19 protein-coding genes are annotated in these 18559 nt (G+C 31.3%); 12 read left to right on the forward strand and 7 right to left on the reverse strand.

Going from position 1 to position 18559, the window contains the following annotated elements:
• Together HMPREF2930_RS02525 and HMPREF2930_RS02530 are read right to left on the reverse strand one after the other, a co-directional pair.
• On the reverse strand, positions 1-854 hold an 854-nt coding region (locus HMPREF2930_RS02525), incomplete at its 3' end, for a pyridoxal-phosphate-dependent aminotransferase family protein (RefSeq protein WP_070597229.1).
• A gap of 103 nt (positions 855-957) precedes the next feature.
• A complete protein-coding gene (locus HMPREF2930_RS02530) occupies positions 958-1401 on the reverse strand; it encodes an OsmC family protein (RefSeq protein ID WP_017176107.1) in 444 nt (147 codons plus the stop codon).
• Positions 1402-1479: 78 nt separating this feature from the next.
• Here HMPREF2930_RS02530 and HMPREF2930_RS02535 point away from each other — a divergent pair, with 78 nt between their 5' ends.
• A complete protein-coding gene (locus HMPREF2930_RS02535) occupies positions 1480-2226 on the forward strand; it encodes a glycerophosphodiester phosphodiesterase (RefSeq protein ID WP_017176108.1) in 747 nt (248 codons plus the stop codon).
• 51 nt (positions 2227-2277) lie between these two features.
• On the opposite strand, the gene rpsD is transcribed toward HMPREF2930_RS02535, so the two are convergent.
• The gene (gene rpsD / locus HMPREF2930_RS02540; RefSeq protein WP_017176109.1) at positions 2278-2880 is read right to left on the reverse strand and encodes a 30S ribosomal protein S4; all 603 of its coding nucleotides are present in this window, start codon (positions 2878-2880) and stop codon (positions 2278-2280) included.
• A gap of 231 nt (positions 2881-3111) precedes the next feature.
• Positions 3112-3579 (reverse strand): GAF domain-containing protein, encoded by a 468-nt coding sequence (locus tag HMPREF2930_RS02545; RefSeq protein ID WP_017176110.1) that lies wholly within the window; start codon positions 3577-3579, stop codon positions 3112-3114.
• Between the two features lie 131 nt (positions 3580-3710).
• On the opposite strand from HMPREF2930_RS02545, the gene ezrA reads away from it, so the two are divergent.
• From ezrA to HMPREF2930_RS02580, 7 genes are all read left to right on the forward strand, one after another.
• On the forward strand, positions 3711-5405 hold the full coding sequence (ezrA, locus tag HMPREF2930_RS02550; protein ID WP_017176111.1) for a septation ring formation regulator EzrA: 1695 nt from the start codon (positions 3711-3713) through the stop codon (positions 5403-5405).
• A gap of 162 nt (positions 5406-5567) precedes the next feature.
• A complete protein-coding gene (locus HMPREF2930_RS02555) occupies positions 5568-6704 on the forward strand; it encodes a cysteine desulfurase family protein (protein WP_017176112.1) in 1137 nt (378 codons plus the stop codon).
• On the forward strand, positions 6705-7928 hold the full coding sequence (thiI, locus tag HMPREF2930_RS02560) for a tRNA uracil 4-sulfurtransferase ThiI (RefSeq protein WP_017176113.1): 1224 nt from the start codon (positions 6705-6707) through the stop codon (positions 7926-7928).
• A gap of 30 nt (positions 7929-7958) precedes the next feature.
• A complete protein-coding gene (locus HMPREF2930_RS02565; RefSeq protein ID WP_017176114.1) occupies positions 7959-8744 on the forward strand; it encodes a sulfite exporter TauE/SafE family protein in 786 nt (261 codons plus the stop codon).
• Positions 8745-8837: 93 nt separating this feature from the next.
• Complete coding sequence (gene tpx, locus HMPREF2930_RS02570; protein ID WP_002448307.1) at positions 8838-9332, forward strand: thiol peroxidase; 495 nt, start codon at positions 8838-8840, stop codon at positions 9330-9332.
• Positions 9333-9455: 123 nt separating this feature from the next.
• Complete coding sequence (locus HMPREF2930_RS02575; RefSeq protein ID WP_002487979.1) at positions 9456-10403, forward strand: class I SAM-dependent methyltransferase; 948 nt, start codon at positions 9456-9458, stop codon at positions 10401-10403.
• 82 nt (positions 10404-10485) lie between these two features.
• Positions 10486-11682, forward strand: a complete 1197-nt coding sequence (locus tag HMPREF2930_RS02580; RefSeq protein WP_017176115.1) for an acetate kinase — start codon at positions 10486-10488, stop codon at positions 11680-11682.
• Between the two features lie 182 nt (positions 11683-11864).
• On the opposite strand, the gene HMPREF2930_RS02585 is transcribed toward HMPREF2930_RS02580, so the two are convergent.
• A complete protein-coding gene (locus HMPREF2930_RS02585; protein ID WP_002448964.1) occupies positions 11865-12362 on the reverse strand; it encodes a universal stress protein in 498 nt (165 codons plus the stop codon).
• A 152-nt stretch (positions 12363-12514) separates the two neighbouring features.
• Between HMPREF2930_RS02585 and ald the strand changes: the two genes are divergently transcribed.
• Positions 12515-13633 carry an alanine dehydrogenase gene (gene ald, locus HMPREF2930_RS02590; RefSeq protein ID WP_017176116.1) on the forward strand — a complete coding sequence of 373 codons (1119 nt, stop codon included), beginning with the start codon at positions 12515-12517 and terminating at the stop codon, positions 13631-13633.
• A gap of 89 nt (positions 13634-13722) precedes the next feature.
• On the opposite strand, the gene HMPREF2930_RS02595 is transcribed toward ald, so the two are convergent.
• Positions 13723-14778: a M24 family metallopeptidase gene (locus HMPREF2930_RS02595; protein WP_017176117.1), complete on the reverse strand. Its 1056-nt coding sequence runs from the start codon at positions 14776-14778 to the stop codon at positions 13723-13725.
• 129 nt (positions 14779-14907) lie between these two features.
• On the opposite strand from HMPREF2930_RS02595, the gene HMPREF2930_RS02600 reads away from it, so the two are divergent.
• The gene (locus HMPREF2930_RS02600; RefSeq protein WP_002448970.1) at positions 14908-15597 is read left to right on the forward strand and encodes a metal-dependent hydrolase; all 690 of its coding nucleotides are present in this window, start codon (positions 14908-14910) and stop codon (positions 15595-15597) included.
• Between the two features lie 58 nt (positions 15598-15655).
• Here the strand turns inward: HMPREF2930_RS02600 and HMPREF2930_RS02605 are convergent, their stop codons facing one another.
• Entirely contained in the window at positions 15656-16069 is a 414-nt protein-coding gene (locus HMPREF2930_RS02605) for a universal stress protein (RefSeq protein WP_017176118.1), read from the reverse strand.
• A gap of 216 nt (positions 16070-16285) precedes the next feature.
• Between HMPREF2930_RS02605 and HMPREF2930_RS02610 the strand changes: the two genes are divergently transcribed.
• Both HMPREF2930_RS02610 and HMPREF2930_RS02615 read left to right on the forward strand, forming a co-directional pair.
• Positions 16286-17584, forward strand: coding sequence for a DRTGG domain-containing protein (locus HMPREF2930_RS02610; protein ID WP_017176119.1), 1299 nt, complete (start codon positions 16286-16288; stop codon positions 17582-17584).
• Between the two features lie 30 nt (positions 17585-17614).
• Entirely contained in the window at positions 17615-18553 is a 939-nt protein-coding gene (locus HMPREF2930_RS02615) for a DHH family phosphoesterase (protein ID WP_017176120.1), read from the forward strand.
• Positions 18554-18559 lie beyond the last annotated feature (6 nt).

Genomic DNA, 18559 nt, shown 5'->3' on the forward strand with positions numbered 1-18559 from the left:
AATGCTTTTAAACTTTCTCTTAAACCATCTCTAATCAAGTAATGTCTGTGAATGGTATTGTTAAATCCTTCTTTTTTAATAAGTGCAGCATAAGCGTTAACCGCTCTAAATAATCCAACATTTGGTGTGAATGGAGTAGAATTTTGTTCAATAGAATCAAAGTACTTATTTAAATTTAAATAAAAACGTGGTGTTTTAACTGCTTTAAATCGCTCTTGTGCACGATGATTATAAGCAACAAAAGATAGGCCAGGCGGTAACATTAAAGCTTTCTGGCTACCTGACACGAGTACATCAATATTGTCTCTTTCTAAATCGACATCAACGGCACCAATACAACTTACGCCATCGACAACGAAGTAAATGTCTTGATTGAATGCTTTAATCACTTTTCCTAATTTGTGTATAGGGTGAAGTACAGCAGTAGAAGTCTCGCAAAATTGGGTGAATACAGCAGTAATATCATGTTTAAGTGAATGTAAATATGTTTCAAATGCTTCAATGTCGACCGCTTTTCCCCATTCAACATCATAAACATGTACATTCTTATAATATGTTTCAGCAATTTGTTTAAAACGATTGCCAAATGCACCTGATACAATGACTACAAAATGATCCTCGGGATTGACTATATTTAACATACTAGCTTCTAAGACGCTAGTACCACTTGAAGTAAGAATCATTACTTTATTTTTAGTTCCAAAAATAGGTTTTAAATGATTAAATGCTTCTTCTGCGATAGCTTCAAAATCTGAAGAACGATGGCCTACCATTGATAAATTAAGTGCATGTGTGATTTCATCAGGTACAGGGGTTGGTCCAGGTGTTAATAATAAGGGTTCATAATAATACATCGTAAATCTTCCTCCTGATATAAGATTTTTTAATTTTACCAAATATTCTGAAAATTTAAAAGTCTAAAATAAAAAGCGGCAGTTAAATCGACCGCTTTTAGTTCTAATCTTGAATGGTTGCTTGAATTTCTATTTTAACGTTGTTTCGAATTGAGTTAGATATCATACAATGATGATCAGCAATATCTAATAGTTTAGGAAGTCGTTTATTAAGATGCGTTTTTTCTTCTTCTGTAAGAGATATTGTTGGATAATGAGTGATTTTTTCCATTTTAAATTTTCCATTTTCAAACACTGCGCTTCCAATTGACTTAATTTCTAAATGAATATTAGTAAATTTAGCTCTTTCAAGTGTAGCAGCTAAAGAGATAATATAACATGATGAGGCTGCTGCAACTAACATTTCATCGGGATTTGTCCCAGTTCCATTACCACCAAGTGAAGAGGGAATAGAAATTTGCTCAGAAATTACATCGCCATTAACTTTACCGATTTCTTCACGACCTCCACGCCATGACGTATGAACTACAAAATCGTGTTTAACCATTATTATTGACCTCCTATATCATTATGGTAATTTAAGTGTAGTTGAACATATAATTAATTTAAAGGATGGTATTTAAAAATGAAAATACAAAAGCCTAATACATCATTTCAAATCGTTGCACACCGTGGATTATCGCAGAAATATCCTGAAAATACGGTAGAAGGTTTTAAAGCAGCCCTTATGCAACATATTGATATGTTAGAAATTGATGTACATTTTACAAAAGATAAACAATTAGTAGTCATTCATGACGATTCCATTGACCGCACATCGAATCAAAAGGGTAAAGTAAAAGATTTTACTTTAGAAGAATTAAAACAATTTGATTTTGGAATCAGACATGGTGAAACTTTTAAAAATACTCGTATTTCTACTTTTAGCGAAGTACTTTCTTTATTTAAAAATTACTCTAAAACATTACTTATTGAAATAAAAAAACCAGAACAGTATCCTGGCATTGAAAAAGCGTTACTTGAGGAACTCGATAAATTTCAAATTCCCTCTCATAGAGTCATTATTCAGTCATTTGATGTGGAAAGTGTTAAAAGAATGTCTGAATACACAAAGAAATATGCACTGGGTGTTTTAATAAGTAAAAAGCAATACTGGTACAAACAACCTGATTTTGAAAATATAGCTTCTTTTGCACAATTTATAAATCCTAACTATAAATTAATAAATAAAAAATTTATCAAGCGTGCTCATGAACATCATCTTAAAGTAATACCTTATACAGTAAATAACATGAAAGATGTGAAAAAATTGATTCATTTAGGAGTAGATGGAATTATCTCAGATATACCAGATGATATATTTAAATTATAAATAAAAAACCACCCTGACCAAAATGGAAAGGGTGGTAGAATATTAATCAACTTATCTTGAGTAGTACTCAACGATTAATTGTTCATTAATTTCAGCTGGTAATTCACTACGTTCTGGTAAGCGAACGAAAGTACCTTTTAAGCTGTCAGCATCGAAATCTAAATATTCTGGTACGAAATTGTTGATTTCAACAGATTCTTTAATGATATCTAAGTTTTGTGATTTTTCACGAACTGAGATAACTTGACCAGGTTTTAAAGTGTATGATGGGATGTCAACACGTTTACCATCAACTTCAATGTGACCATGGCCAACTAATTGACGAGCTTGACGACGTGTACGTGCTAAACCTAATGAGTAAACTACTGCATCTAAACGGCTAGCTAATAAAATCATGAAGTTTTCACCGTGTACACCGTGTTGTTTACCAGCAATATCAAATGTGTTACGGAATTGTCTTTCAGTCATTCCATATAAATAACGTAATTTTTGTTTTTCACGTAATTGTAAACCATATTCTGATAATTTTTTACGTTGATTTGGACCATGTTGTCCTGGTGCGTAAGGACGTTTTTCTAATTCTTTACCAGTACCACTTAATGAGATACCTAAACGACGAGATTTTTTCCAGTTAGAACCTCTGAAACGAGCCATAATAAGACTCCTCCTTTTTCTTTTTTGTTGGAATGAATAAACAAAAAAGAGTGTTGTATGCTCATTAAGATATATTGTTTTATGTGTCTTCACCTTATAGCTACAGTTACATGACACGTCCACATCGGGAACAACATAGAGCTTAATAATATACAACTGCTATTTTCGTTAATTCACACAAAATTCATTGTACCATTATTTTTTAAAGTGTCAAGGAATCATTTAAATTTATTATTTTGATAATTGGTGTTCTAAGATAGAAACTATCTCTTCAAGTCCTTGTTGATCGCCTTTACTAAATCGTTGTGTAATAGGCGCATCTATATCTAACACGCCGATTATTTCATTATCAACATGAATTGGAACGACAATTTCAGATTTACTATTAGCATCGCAAGCGATGTGACCAGGAAATGTATTTACATCATCGACAAGTTGTGTTTGGTTATTTGCAACAGCAGTTCCACATACACCTTTTCCTATAGAGATATGCACGCAAGCAGGATGCCCTTGGAAAGGACCTAAAATAAGTTCATTATTTTCAATTAAATAAAATCCTACCCAATTGATTTGATCTAAGTTGTCATTGAGTAAAGCTGAAGTATTACTTAAAATTGCAATTAGATTTGTTTCATCTTCAATAAGACTTGCAAGTTGTTTACCTAATAAGTTGTAATTTGTTTCTTTAATTGTCGTCATATAAAAACCTCTCTATGTAATATTTTGATTATTAGTATAAATGTAAAAATTTTTTCAATCAATTCTTTGAATTTTATTTTAATGACGGGATAAGATACGTTATAATAATGATAATATAGGAGGAGAATGAGATGGTTTTATACATTATATTAGCAATTATTATTATTATATTGATTGCTGTCGGTATTATGTTTTATTTACGTTCTAACAAACGTAAAATGGTTGAGCAAGCAGAAGAACGTAAATTAAAAGTTCAACAGTTACCTTTTGAAGATAATTTAGAAAAGTTATCAGCTTTAAACCTTAAAGGTGAAACGAGAACAAAATACGACGCGTTAAAACAAGATACATTAGATCACACTAATAACTATTTAGCACCAGTAGAAGAAAAAATTCATGACGCTGAGCTTCAACTTGATAAATTCCAATTTGCAGGAGCTCAAACTGAAATTGATGACGCTCATGAATTAATGGATAGATATGAAGCTGGTTATCAGTCACAAGTAGATGAAGTAAATGAAATTCTTTCTCTACATAAAGATAACGAAGCAATCTATGAAAAATGTAAAACAGAGTATCGTGAAATGAAAAGAGATGTTTTAGCAAATAGACATCAATTTGGAGAAGCGGCAGCTCCTCTTGAAAAACGTATTGAGGCTTTTGAACCAGAACTTGATCAGTATGACATGCTGAAAGAAGAAGGTAACTATGTACAAGCTCATAATCATATTAATGGATTAAATGACTCTATTAATGAAACAAAAGGATACATGGATGAAATTCCAGATTTAATTAGAGAAACTCAAAAAGAGTTACCAGGACAATTCCAAGATTTAAAATATGGTTGTAGAGATTTAAAAGTAAATGGTTATGACTTGGATCATGTAAAAATTGATGGAACATTACAAAGCTTAAAAACTGAATTAAATTTTGTAGAACCTATGATTAGTCGTCTTGAATTACAGGAAGCTAATGATAAATTGCAACAAATTAATGATAAGCTTGATGAAATGTATGATTTAATTGAGCATGAAGTAAAAGCTAAAAATGAAGTTGAAGAAACAAAAGAAGATATTACAAATGAATTATTCAAAGCGAGAGAAATGAACTATACGCTTAGAACAGAAATCGACTATATACGAGAAAACTATTTCATTAATGAAAGTGATGTTCATAGTATTAGACAACATGAAAATGAAATTCAAAATCTAGTTGTAGTATATGATGATATTTTAAAAGAAATGTCTAAATCTGCTGTGAGATACAGTGAAGTAAAAGATAATTTAGAATACTTAGATGAACATGTAAAAGTGATTAATGAAGAACAAGAAAAATTACAAAATCATCTGATTCAACTTCGAGAAGATGAAGCTGAGGCTGAAGATAATCTATTAAAAATTCAATCGAAAAAAGAAGAGATTTATCGTCGACTTCTTGCTTCAAACCTAACAAGTGTGCCAGAGCGATTTGTTATTATGAAAAATGAAATCGACCATGAAGTAAGAGCGGTCAGCGAACAATTTAACGAACGTCCACTTCATGTTAAACAACTTAAAGATAAAGTTTCAAAAATCGTAATTCAAATGAATACGTTTGAAGATGAAGCGAATGATATATTAGTCAATGCAGTCTATGCAGAACGATTAATTCAATATGGAAACAGATATCGTAAAGATCATCATAGTGTAGATAAAAGTTTAAACGAAGCAGAACGTTTATTTAAAAATAACCGTTATAAGCGCTCAATTGAAGTATCAGAGCAAGCACTTGAAAGTGTAGAACCTGGTATAACAAAACATATTGAAAATGAAGTGATTAAAGGATAATACATTTTTATAGTTAGAGAATGACCTAGACATCCACATATTTCTAGGTTGTTCTCTTTTATTTTTTTAAAAAAATAGTATAATGCTTGAGTGTCTATTTTTAAGTCGAGAAATCTAAAATATGTTTTAGATATGTTATTGATGAAAGTGAGTGTTCTATATATGATTTATTTAGATAATGCTGCCACAACAAAACCGAACCAAGCGGTTTTAGATTCATTTCTAAAAGTAAGTGAGAAAGCTTATTATAATGCTAATAGTCCTCATCAAATGGGTTTACAATCAGAAAAAATATTATTACAGGCTAAGTCGCGTGTAAAAGAGATGTTAAACCTCAATAAAAATGCTGATATCATTTTCACAAGTGGTGCTACTGAGTCTAATAATATTGCACTCAAAGGTATTGCATTAAGAAAAAAACAGTTTGCGAATGTAATCATTACCTCAGTCTTAGAACATCCATCAGTATTAGAAGTGATGCGTTATTTAGAAACACAAGGATTTATATTGAAATATGTGAATGTGACTCCAAATGGTCAAATAGATATTAATCATTTAGAACAATTAATGACGGATAATGTGGGCTTAGTTACATGTATGTATGTCAATAATGTTATGGGACAAATACAACCGATAAAAGAAATTGGATCATTATTAAAACAATATCCTAAGGCACATTTTCACGTAGATGGCGTACAGGCTTTAGGGAAAATTCCAATGCAATTAGAGAATGTAAATAGTGTAAGTTTTAGTGGTCATAAATTTAATGGTTTAAAAGGTCAAGGCATATTAATTATCGATAATAAGGAAAAAATTGAACCGACAGTATTTGGCGGTGGCCAGGAATATGGAATTAGAAGTGGCACTGTAAATTTAGCAATGAATGTTTCACTTGTGAAAGCAATGGAAATTGCAATTCAAAATTTAAATGAGCTTAATCATCGTCTATCACGTTATAATAAAGTAATTAGAGAAAGTTTAAGTCAATATAAAGGAGTGTATATTAATTCTCCAGAAAATAGTGCTCCGCATATTTTAAATATTGCTTTTCCAGGAGTAAAAGGAGAAGTGCTTGTTAATGCGTTCTCAAAATTGGATATTATGGTGTCGACTACAAGTGCATGTTCGTCTAAAAGAGAAAAATTAAATGAAGTTTTGTTAGCAATGGACATCGAGGACAACAGAATAGAGGGAAGCGTTCGCTTATCCATGGGTGAAACTACAACAGAAAAAGATATCGAACAATTTAAAGATAAATTTAAATTAATCTATGCTCAAATAAAGGAGTTGTTGAAATAAATGAAATATGATCATATTTTGGTAAGATATGGAGAACTTACGTTAAAAGGAACAAATAGAAAAAGATTCACAAATGTATTAAAAGAAAATGTGATTCAGTCATTACGTTCATTAGAAGGTACACGAGTTAAATGCGAGAGAGATCGCATGTTTATCTCGCTTTTTGAGGAAGCAAATGTAAATGAAGTCATGAATCGTTTAACAAAGATATTTGGCATAAAATCTATTAGTCCAGTATTTAAAACAACACAAAATCTTGAAGATATAAAACAACTTTGTGTTTCGTTAGCTAAAGACTTTGCAAATGGAGATACTTTTAAAATTGATGTAAAACGTGTAGATAAATCATTTTCATTAGATACGTATCAACTACAAAGAGAACTAGGTGGCGTCATTTTAAAATCAGTTGATCATTTAAAAGTAGATGTTAAACGTCCGACACATAATATTAAAGTGGAAGTACGTAAAGAAGGCGTATATATCTATACTAAAGTTATCGATGGTGCTGGCGGATTACCTACAGGTACAGGTGGTAAAACACTTCTTCAGTTATCAGGTGGGATTGATTCACCAGTAGCTGGTATGGAAATGATGAAACGTGGCGTAAAAATAGAAGCTATTCATTTTCACAGTCCACCATTTACAAGTGAAAAAGCGAAAGACAAAGTGATTGAATTGACACGCATACTATCTGAACGTGTAGGACCCATTAAATTACACATTGTTCCTTTCACAGCACTTCAAAAACAAATCAATAAGTCTGTGCATCCACGATATACCATGACTACTACTAGACGCATGATGTTACGAGTGACAGATATTATCTTAGAACGTATTGGAGCGAACGCCATCGTAAATGGTGAAAATTTAGGTCAAGTAGCTAGTCAAACATTAAAGAGCATGTACGCAATCAATGATGTTACATCTACTCCTATTTTAAGACCACTTATTTCTTTAGATAAAGAAGACATTATAAAAAAAGCAAAAGAAATAGGAACATTTGAAGTTTCAATACAGCCTTATGAGGATTGCTGTACGATTTTTACCCCTAAAAACCCTGTAACTGAACCAGATTTTGATAAAGTTGTTAAATATGAAAGTGTGTTTAACTTTGATGATCTTGTTCAAGAAGCAGCAGACAATGTAGAAACAATAGAGATTAATAAAGATTATAAAACTGAAAAAGATAAAAGTACTGATGCACTCATTGATGAATTATTTTAATATGAAAGTATTAAAGTAATTTAATAAGGGGTGGGCGTTATAGAACTAAGTTTTCATATTATTTTCATTATTATTAGTTTTGGTTTCTTGGCAGCATTTATAGATGCTGTTGTAGGTGGCGGTGGCTTAATATCAATTCCTGCACTCTTAGCTATAGGAATGCCGCCATCATTAGCATTAGGTACAAACAAATTAGCAAGTGCGTTTGGCTCCTTAACGAGTGCAATCAAATTTTTAAAATCTGGAAATGTGGATAAAAAAATAGTATTTAGATTATTTCCGTTTGTATTTATATTTGCAGTTGGTGGAGCAAGTTTAGCAACTTTCTTACCATCAGAAGTTTTGAAACCACTCGTTATAGTCATATTGACACTTGTTTTAATTTACACCATTTTTAAGAAAGATTGGGGTAATGTCAGAACGTTTTCTAAACTTACTATTAGTAAAGCGATTGCCTTTATATCACTCCTGCTTTTAATTGGATTTTATGACGGATTTTTAGGCGGTGGTACTGGATCATTTATGTTATTTGTATTATTAATGTTTGGATTTGATTTTTTAAGTGCAGCTGGAAATGCAAAAGTACTAAACTTTGCTTCAAACGTTGGTGCATTAACATTATTTATTATTCTTGGCCAAGTAAATATAACATATGGATTAATTATGGCAGTCAGTATGGTGATTGGGTCGTATACTGGTGCACATTTTGCAATCAAAAAAGGTGTAGGATATGTCAAAATTGTATTTATAATAGTCACCATTTTACTCATTTTAAAAAATACCTTTGATTATATTATGCAAATCATTTCAAATTAAAATAATAGTTAGCGTTTTAAATGATTGAAATAAGTTTAAATACTATCGTATCATTAAACTATAATTTAAATAACTAATGGGAGGTCATATAATATGACAGAAATTACTTTTAAAAATAACCCTATACATTTAGAAGGAACTGAGGTTTCAAAAGGAGATGTGGCTCCTAATTTTAAAGTTTTGGATAATAGTTTAAATGAAGTTACTTTAGATAATTTTAAAGGGCAAAAGAAATTGATTAGTGTCGTTCCTTCTATTGATACTGGTGTATGTGATCAACAAACTCGCAAATTTAATGAAGAGGCTTCTCAAGAAAATGGTGTAGTACTTACAATTTCAGCGGATTTACCTTTCGCTCAAAAAAGATGGTGTGCATCAAATGGTCTAGAAAATGTAATTACGTTAAGTGACCATAAAGATTTATCATTTGGTGAACATTATGGTGTTGTTATGAAAGAAATGAGATTATTAGCGCGTTCTGTTTTCGTATTGGATGAAAACAATCATGTAGTTTATAAAGAGTTAGTTCAAGAAGGTACTGATTTTCCAAATTTCGAGGCTGCTTTAGAAGCATATCGTAATATTTAAGTCACTACTAAACGATTAAATTAAAGATATAATACTAATATTGTCCATATGTATTTTAAAATGAATGATTTCGTTTTAAGACATTTGCATTATGGACATTTTTTTATTGGAAAGGAATTGAATATGGCAGAAGAACAAACTATTATGGAAAGATTATTCCGAACTTTAGATGATAAAGCTAAGTCGTTAAATGAAGAAAATGGTCAAAGCTTTATAGAAAATTTAGGCTTAGCAATGGAAGATGTATATCGTAATCAACGTACACTGTTAGAACAAGCAACGTTCCAAGATCGTCGAAAAGCATTTCAATTTGCTTACTTGAGCTTATTACAAGAAGAAAATATTCAAGCAAATCATCAAATTACACCAGATTCTATTGGTTTGATTTTAGGTTTTTTAGTACAAAAATTTACAGAAAATAATAAAGAATTACAGATTGTTGATATTGCAAGTGGAGCAGGTCATTTAAGCGCTACAGTGAATGAAGTATTAAAAGATAGCGAAGTTATGCATCACTTAATTGAAGTAGATCCCGTTTTATCGAGAGTTAGTGTGCATCTAGCGAATTTTTTAGAAATACCATTCGATGTGTATCCTCAAGATGCAATTATGCCATTACCATTGGAAGAAGCTGATGTTGTTATTGGAGATTTTCCTATTGGATATTATCCTTTAGATGGACGTAGTAAAGAAATGAAACTTGGATTTGAAGAAGGTCATAGTTATTCACACTTTTTACTTATCGAACAAGCTGTCTATGCTTTAAAACAAAGTGGCTATGCTTTTTTAGTAGTACCTAGTAATATTTTTGAAGATGAACATGTGAAACAGCTACAAAATTTTATTACTACAGAAACTGAAATGCAAGCATTTTTAAACCTTCCTAAAACATTGTTTAAAAATGAAAATGCACGTAAATCAATTTTAATACTACAAAAGAAAAAAGCAAATGAAACTAAGCCTGTAGAAGTGTTATTAGCTAATATTCCGGATTTTAAAAATCCTAATCAATTCCATGGTTTTATTAACGAATTAAATGAATGGATGGACGCAAATCATTCACAAAAATAAACTGTGATATTCTTGAATTACTTCTGTATTAGTGGTTAAATAGATATGGATATTTAATATATAAATTGGAGGACAATGAATCATGTCTAAATTAGTTTTAGCGATTAATGCGGGAAGTTCTTCTTTAAAGTTCCAACTTATCAGAATGCCTGAAGAAGAATTAGTTACAAAGGGCTTAATTGAGCGTATTGGTATTAAAGATTCAATATTTACTATTGAAGTAAATGGTGAAAAAATAAAAAGAGTTAAAGATATTAAAGATCATGAAGAAGCAATTAATATCATGTTAGATAGCTTCAAAAAACATGGTATTATTAATGATATTAATGATATTGCTGGTACAGGGCATCGCGTTGTTCATGGTGGAGAATTATTCCCTAAATCTGCTTTAGTCACTGATGAAGTAGAAGAAAAAATTGAGTCATTAAGTGAATTAGCGCCATTACATAATCCTGCAAACTTAATGGGAGTTCGTGCCTTTAGAAAGTTATTACCTAATATTCCACATGTTGTAGTTTTTGATACTTCATTCCATCAAACTATGCCAGAAAGTTCTTATTTGTATAGTTTACCATATAACTATTACGAAGATTTTGGTATTCGTAAATATGGTTTCCATGGTACAAGCCATAAATATGTATCACGACGTGCGGCTGATATTTTAGAAAAACCTATTGAAGAATTACGTATTATTTCTTGTCATATTGGTAATGGTGCGTCAATTGCTGCAATTGATGGTGGGAAATCTATCGATACATCAATGGGCTTCACTCCATTAGCAGGTGTAACAATGGGTACACGTTCAGGAGATATTGATCCAGCTTTAATTCCATTTATTATGGAAAAAACAGGTAAAACTGCTGAGGAAGTTTTAACAGTTTTAAACAAAGAATCTGGATTATTAGGTATCTCTGGTACTTCAAGTGATTTACGTGATTTATTAGGTGAAGCTGCAAATGGCGATGAACGAGCTGAACTTGCTTTAGATATTTTTGCTTCTAGAATTCACAAATATATTGGTTCTTATGCTGCTAGAATGCATGGCGTTGATGTTATTGTCTTCACAGCAGGTGTCGGTGAAAATTCATCACCAATACGTGCTAAAATTTTAGAAGGCTTAGAGTTTATGGGTGTTTATTGGGATCCTAAGAAAAATGAATCTACTCACGGTGAAGAAGCTTTCATAAATTATCCACACTCTCCAGTTAAAGTAATTGTTGTTCCAACTAATGAAGAAGTCATGATTGCAAGAGACACAGTAAAATTCGGTGAATTATAAGATATATTAAAAAAACGATGAGATTAAACTTATCTCATCGTTTTTTTAGAACATAGCAGGGAAATAGGACAAAAGTCATGTTGAATTTGTTGTCCTACCCTGATGATGTATCTCTAACATATTAAAGAGACCTGAGACAATTCCTTATGTCTCAGGCCTTTTTATTTAAATACATTACTTTATTAAGAAAATTGTTTTCTAAATTCAGGAGTTGCAACTTCAGGTTGGAAATCATCTGGAATTTCTTCAGTACGCACGACAAGTACGTCACACGGTGCATGACGAACGATTGCTTCTGAAACAGAACCAACGATAAATCGTTCTACTGCATTTAATCCTGAAGTACCACACATTATTAAGTCGACACCTAATTCATTTGCTAATTTTTTAGGTATAATTGCTTTAGGTGAGCCAAATTCTAAACGAGTTTCTACATTTGTAACACCAGCACGTGAAGCAACTTCTTTATAGCCTTTTAAAAGTTCATCAGAAAAACCTTTAGATTTTTCTGTGAATTGAGCATCGTACACTTCATAAGAAGAGTAAGTTCTTGAATCGATAATATTAACAATAGTTAATTGAGCATCATTACGTTTAGCAACGTCTAAAGCTTTGTTGAAAGCCCATTCTGCTTCATGTGAACCATCAACTGCGATTAAAATATTTTTATAAGTTAACATCTTAAGTCCCCCTTAACTTTTCTTAATTCAATTTTAACATAAATTTCTGAATATTTAATATTTATAATTCAACAATTATGTGGACGTTGTGCACCTTTGATGATTGCGCTTTCATTACTTTAGCGTTACCATAAGGAGTGGAGGTGGATGGAATGAAAATCGGTATTCCAAAAGAAATAAAAAATAATGAGAACAGAGTAGGTTTATCACCAAGTGGTATACATGCATTAGTTGAACAAGGACATACAGTACTTGTTGAAACAAACGCAGGTTCTGGTTCATATTTTGAAGACGAAGATTATAAACAAGCCGGTGCAGAAATAGTTAACGATGCAAAAACAACTTGGGATGTAGACATGGTGATTAAAGTAAAAGAACCATTAGAAGAAGAATATAAATATTTCAGAGAAGGTCTTATCTTATTCACATACTTGCATCTTGCTAATGAGGAAAAACTTACTCAAGCATTAGTTGATAATAAAGTAGTAAGTATTGCCTACGAAACAGTTCAATTACCAGATCGTTCTTTACCTTTATTAACACCAATGAGTGAAGTTGCAGGACGTATGTCAGCTCAAATTGGTGCAGAATTCTTACAAAAAATTAACGGTGGAATGGGTATTCTACTTGGTGGCGTGCCAGGTGTACCAAAAGGCAAAGTTACCATTATTGGTGGCGGACAAGCAGGTACAAATGCTGCTAAAATTGCTTTAGGATTAGGTGCAGATGTAACTATTTTAGATGTAAATCCTAAACGTTTAGCGGAATTAGAAGATTTGTTTGACGGTCGTGTTAATACAATAATGTCTAACCCACTTAATATTGAAAATGCAGTTAAAGAAAGTGACTTAGTTATTGGTGCAGTATTAATTCCTGGAGCGAAAGCACCAAGTTTAGTTACTGAAGATATGATTAAACAAATGAAAGACGGTTCAGTAGTAGTCGACATTGCTATTGACCAAGGTGGTATCTTTGAAACTACTGATAAAATCACGACACATGATGATCCAACTTATGTTAAACATGGTGTTGTACATTATGCAGTAGCGAATATGCCTGGCGCAGTTCCACGTACGTCTACTATTGCTCTTAATAATGCTACTTTACCTTATGCACAGTTACTTGCTAATAAAGGTTATAAAGAGGCATTTAAAGCAAATGAGCCTCTTTCATTAGGTTTAAATACGTATAAAGGTTATGTAACTAATAAAGGTGTTGCAGAAGCCTTTGATTTAACTTATACATCTATTGAAGATGCATTAAAAGAATAATCTAAATTAATTCAATAAAAAGCGGAATAGCATTCTTTATGAGTGTCTATTCCGCTTTTTTGATATAAAAGAGAGATTTAACTTTTAAATTACTTATTATAATGTGTAAGTACTTCAAACCCAGTATCAGTGACTAAAATATCATCTTCAATTCGGACGCCAGCGACATTAGGCACATAAATGCCAGGTTCAATTGTAATCACCATACCTGCTTCAAGTAAATTTGTATTTGTACTTGATACATCTTGATATTCATGTTCTTCTAAGCCGAGTCCATGTCCCAATCGATGAGGGAAGAAATCACCGTAACCCGCTTCTGAAATAATGTCTCTAGCAATTTTATCAATATTTTGTAAAGGGATACCTGGTTTAATTGCTTCAATAGCACTTTGTTCAGCTTTTAATACAATATCATAAATTGTTCTTGCTTCTTTACTTGGTTCACCAAATTTTACAGTTCTTGTCATGTCACTACAATAATGATTATAGACTACACCTAAATCAAATAGTACATATTCATTCTTAACTAATGTTCGATCTCCAGGTGTACCATGTGGAGATGCAGCATGGTCACCAAATAGTACCATTGTATCGAAACTCATTTCACTGACACCATATTTTTTAATTTCATTTTCAATATGATTTACAACTTCTCTTTCAGTTACGCCTTCAGATAAAAATGAAACACCAATATCTATACATTTATCTGCAAGTTCAGCTGCTTTTTTTATATTTTTAACTTCATTTTCATCTTTAATATTTCTTAGCTTTTTAATAGTTAAATCGATATCTTCATACGCTTTAACGTTAAAGTTATTCGTAAGTTCTCTTTGACGTTTAACAGTGAGGTGTTCACTTTCAATTAATAAAGTATTAAATCTATGGGGTGCTAAATCGAAAGGACTCTCAGTATCTAAATAGCCAACAATATTTCCATTAAAAGGTGAATGCTTAACTTCTTCAACTTCCATTTTAGGACAATATAATGTGCATTCACCATTTGAAGTTATAAGTAATGCAAACAATCTTTCATGAGGTTCACTTCTATAACCTGTAAAGTAGAATATATTAAGTGGAGTAGTAATCCATGCTGCATCAGCATTTTTTTCTTTTAATGTTGCAATAATTTCATCTGTTTTAATCATAATACGTATCCTCCTATAGTTTAATCAATTTAATTTTACGTCTAAATAGAAATGAATTCAAAGTGTTTCAAGTTATAAATATAATTATCAGGGTATAATAATAATATTAAAATATAGGAGGTTCTATATATGAAACTTTCATTTCATGGACAGTCAACGATTTATTTTGAAAGTAATGGTAAAAAAGTAATTGTTGATCCATTTATTTCTGGTAATGATAAAAGTGATTTAGATGAGCAGACATTAGATGTGGATTATATTATTTTAACGCATGGACATGGTGATCATTTTGGTGATGTAGTTGAATTAGCTAATCGTAATCATGCTACAGTGATTGGTTCTGCAGAAGTCCAAGGCTATTTAACAACGTATCATGGAATTGAACATGCACATGGTATGAATATTGGAGGTAAATACAAATTTGATTTCGGTACAGTAAAATTTGTTCAAGCCTTCCACAGTTCAAGTTATACTAATGAAGATGGAATACCTATTTATTTGGGTATGCCAATGGGTGTTATCATTGAAGCAGAAGGTAAAACGATTTACCATGCAGGAGATACTGGTTTATTTAGCGATATGAAATTAATTGCTGAACGTCATCCGGTAGATGTATGTTTTATTCCTATTGGTGATAATTTTACTATGGGTATTGAAGATGCAAGTTATGCAATAAATGAATTCATTAAACCTAAAATTTCAGTGCCTATTCATTACAATACATTCCCATTAATTGAACAAGATCCAGAGAAATTTAAAGAAGCAGTATCTCAAGGAGAAGTACAAATTTTACAACCTGGTGATGAAGTGACATTTTAACGATATATAGAAAAGACGGCAAATATAGCATTTACCGTCTTTTTTTATAAGATTAAAATTATTTAACTATTAAAACAGGGATAGTAGCACGTTTAGCAACTTTATGACTAACACTACCTAAAACAAATTTCTTTTGTTGTTCAGCTTTACGGTTACTTAATACGACAATGTCATATTTACCACTATTTGCATGTTTCACTAATTCGTCTTTTGGATTTCCACGAACGATAATTTGATCATAATTAATACCATAATCATCTAAAGTATGACGTGTGTGTTCAAGACCTTGATCACGACGATGTGTCAATTGTTCGATGTGAGTACCTCCTTTAATAGAGGCTTGGATGTCTTGTTCACCAATCGCATTCATGATTGTAACAACGGTATCTGGGCCAGCTAATTTTGAAATTTCTTTCAATGCTTTGTCATTTTTTAATTGAGTATCTACACCTAGTAATATGTTTTTATACATAGGTCATCCCTCCTTATATTTAATTATATAATTAGTGATTTAATATTTCCATCAAATTTATATTTTTATTATTTAAATTAACTTCATTTATATACATTAAAAACAAAATGATACCGATATATCAGTTTTTGATACTTTTGTCGCCTTCAAATCGATTTTTATAAATAAAAAAGTTATAATATATTAGACATTGTCTAAAAATGAAGAGGGTTGAAAATGACTAAACATGAACAAATTGTATCCTATATAGAATCATTAAATATAGGACAAAAAATTTCAGTTAGAAAAATAGCCAAAGTAATGAATGTTTCTGAAGGGACTGCTTATAGAGCAATTAAAGATGCTAGTCAACTTGGCTTTGTAACTACCATCGATAGAGTAGGTACGGTTCGGATAGATAAAAAGAGTCGTGAACAAATTGAACATCTTACTTTTCAAGAAATTGTGAATATTATTGAAGGTGACATCATAAGTGGCAAAAGTGGTTTAAATAAAACTGTTAGTAAATTTGCAATAGGAGCTATGGAACTAAAAGATGTAGTAAAGTATATTGGAAATCAAACGTTATTAATTGTAGGTAACCGTCCTGAAGTTCAGATGGAAGCATTAAAAAGAGGAAGCGGTATACTTATTACCGGTGGATTTAGTACAGCTCAAAATATTATTGATTATGCAAATAAACAAGAACTACCTATTATTTCTTCAAATTATGATACATTTTTAGTAGCTAATATCATTAATAGAGCCATGTATAATCAAATGATAAGAAAAGAAATACTTATTGTTGAAGATATCGTAAAACCTATCAATGATATGACGGTAGTGTTCGATGATATGGGTTTAGACGACTATATTTCTCGTGCAAAAGTCACAGGACATTCTCGTTTTCCAGTAGTAAATAAAGATTGGAAACTTGTGGGAATTGTAACGAGTAAAGAAATTATTCACATGAATGAAGATGATAGGATTAATAAAGTCATGACAAGACGACCTATCAATGTTGAATTAACAACTACAGTAGCGAGTTGTGCTCATATAATGATTTGGGAAGGAATTGAAATTTTACCTGTCACAACAAGAAATAAAAAAGCAATAGGTGTTATTACACGAAATGATGTGTTAAAAGCAATGCAATTAATTGGAAGACAACCTCAAATTGGAGAAACCATTATCGATCAAATTGCCAAACACATCTCAATAAATCATAATGAGACGTCTGTTAAAATTTCACCAGTTTTAACCAACCAATATGGTACGTTGAGTAAAGCAATATGTGTCGCAATTATTGAAGAAACAATTAAACATGAATTGCGTAAGTATAAAAAAGTAGATGTTATGATTGAAAGCTTGAATATTATTTATATTAAAAATGTCGCAATTGAAAGTACGCTTGATGTAAAGTATAACATGTTAGATGTAGGAAGAAATTTTGCTAAATTAGAGGTCACTATGACTTGCAAAAATGAGAAAGTTGCAAATGCAATGATCATATGTCAAATGTTTGAAGATATTTAAAATAGTTTTTGAAATTAAAGGAGAAAAGAAATGGTAGAAATTTTTAATAAAATAATGAATGAAATTGATAAATATGAAACTGTTATTATTCATAGACACGTTCGACCTGATCCAGATGCATATGGTTCACAGTTAGGCTTAAAATATTATTTGCAACGTAAATTTCCAGAAAAGTCTATTTATGCAGTTGGACAACCAGAATCTTCTTTAGCATTTATAGGGGACTTAGACAGAGTTAGAGATGATATGTATCAAAACGCTCTAGTGATTGTTTGTGACACAGCAAATGCACCTCGTATTGATGATCAGAGATTTAATCAAGGCAAAGATTTAATTAAAATTGATCACCATCCTGCTACTGATCAATATGGCAGAATAAATTATGTCGATACCAATGCAAGTTCAACCAGTGAAATTATTTTTGATTTTATTACACATTTTAATGATATTAATATTATCGATGAATCTGTCGCACGTGTTCTATATTTAGGAATTGTCGGAGATACAGGTCGTTTTTTATTTAGTAATACCACACCACATACTATGAATGTTGCTAGTCGTTTGCTAGAATTTCCATTTAATCATAATGAGGTATTAAATCAATTGGGTGAGAAAGATCCAAAACTTATGCCATTTCAAGGTTATATTTTGCAAAATTTCCAATTAAGTGAAAATCATCAATATTGTCAAATAAAGATTACTAAAGATGTCCTAAACAGATTTCAAATTGCACCTAACGAAGCATCTCAGTTTGTTAACACTGTAGCCGATATCAAAGGTCTAAAAATATGGATGTTTGGTGTTGATGAAGGTGATCAAATTAGATGTCGATTACGTTCTAAAGGAATTACTATCAATGATATAGCTAATCAATTTGGCGGTGGAGGACATCCAAATGCATCTGGAGTCTCTGTTGAAAATTGGGAACAATTTGAGATTTTAGGTGAAGCCTTGCGCCAAAAACTATAAATTACG

The sequence above is a fragment of the Staphylococcus sp. HMSC068C09 genome (assembly GCF_001813735.1).
In the GTDB taxonomy this organism is placed as follows: Bacteria; Bacillota; Bacilli; order Staphylococcales; family Staphylococcaceae; genus Staphylococcus; species Staphylococcus hominis.

Excerpts from the sequence above, each read along its gene's own strand:
- rpsD (WP_017176109.1), bottom strand. The coding sequence starts at position 2,880 with ATGGCTCGTTTCAGAGGTTCTAACTGGAAAAAATCTCGTCGTTTAGGT.
- HMPREF2930_RS02610 (WP_017176119.1), top strand. The coding sequence starts at position 16,286 with ATGACTAAACATGAACAAATTGTATCCTATATAGAATCATTAAATATA.
- HMPREF2930_RS02545 (WP_017176110.1), bottom strand. The coding sequence starts at position 3,579 with ATGACGACAATTAAAGAAACAAATTACAACTTATTAGGTAAACAACTT.
- HMPREF2930_RS02575 (WP_002487979.1), top strand. The coding sequence starts at position 9,456 with ATGGCAGAAGAACAAACTATTATGGAAAGATTATTCCGAACTTTAGAT.
- HMPREF2930_RS02600 (WP_002448970.1), top strand. The coding sequence starts at position 14,908 with ATGAAACTTTCATTTCATGGACAGTCAACGATTTATTTTGAAAGTAAT.
- HMPREF2930_RS02615 (WP_017176120.1), top strand. The coding sequence starts at position 17,615 with ATGGTAGAAATTTTTAATAAAATAATGAATGAAATTGATAAATATGAA.
- ezrA (WP_017176111.1), top strand. The coding sequence starts at position 3,711 with ATGGTTTTATACATTATATTAGCAATTATTATTATTATATTGATTGCT.
- tpx (WP_002448307.1), top strand. The coding sequence starts at position 8,838 with ATGACAGAAATTACTTTTAAAAATAACCCTATACATTTAGAAGGAACT.
- HMPREF2930_RS02595 (WP_017176117.1), bottom strand. The coding sequence starts at position 14,778 with ATGATTAAAACAGATGAAATTATTGCAACATTAAAAGAAAAAAATGCT.
- HMPREF2930_RS02555 (WP_017176112.1), top strand. The coding sequence starts at position 5,568 with ATGATTTATTTAGATAATGCTGCCACAACAAAACCGAACCAAGCGGTT.
- HMPREF2930_RS02530 (WP_017176107.1), bottom strand. The coding sequence starts at position 1,401 with ATGGTTAAACACGATTTTGTAGTTCATACGTCATGGCGTGGAGGTCGT.
- HMPREF2930_RS02535 (WP_017176108.1), top strand. The coding sequence starts at position 1,480 with ATGAAAATACAAAAGCCTAATACATCATTTCAAATCGTTGCACACCGT.
- HMPREF2930_RS02580 (WP_017176115.1), top strand. The coding sequence starts at position 10,486 with ATGTCTAAATTAGTTTTAGCGATTAATGCGGGAAGTTCTTCTTTAAAG.
- ald (WP_017176116.1), top strand. The coding sequence starts at position 12,515 with ATGAAAATCGGTATTCCAAAAGAAATAAAAAATAATGAGAACAGAGTA.
- thiI (WP_017176113.1), top strand. The coding sequence starts at position 6,705 with ATGAAATATGATCATATTTTGGTAAGATATGGAGAACTTACGTTAAAA.
- HMPREF2930_RS02585 (WP_002448964.1), bottom strand. The coding sequence starts at position 12,362 with ATGTTAACTTATAAAAATATTTTAATCGCAGTTGATGGTTCACATGAA.
- HMPREF2930_RS02605 (WP_017176118.1), bottom strand. The coding sequence starts at position 16,069 with ATGTATAAAAACATATTACTAGGTGTAGATACTCAATTAAAAAATGAC.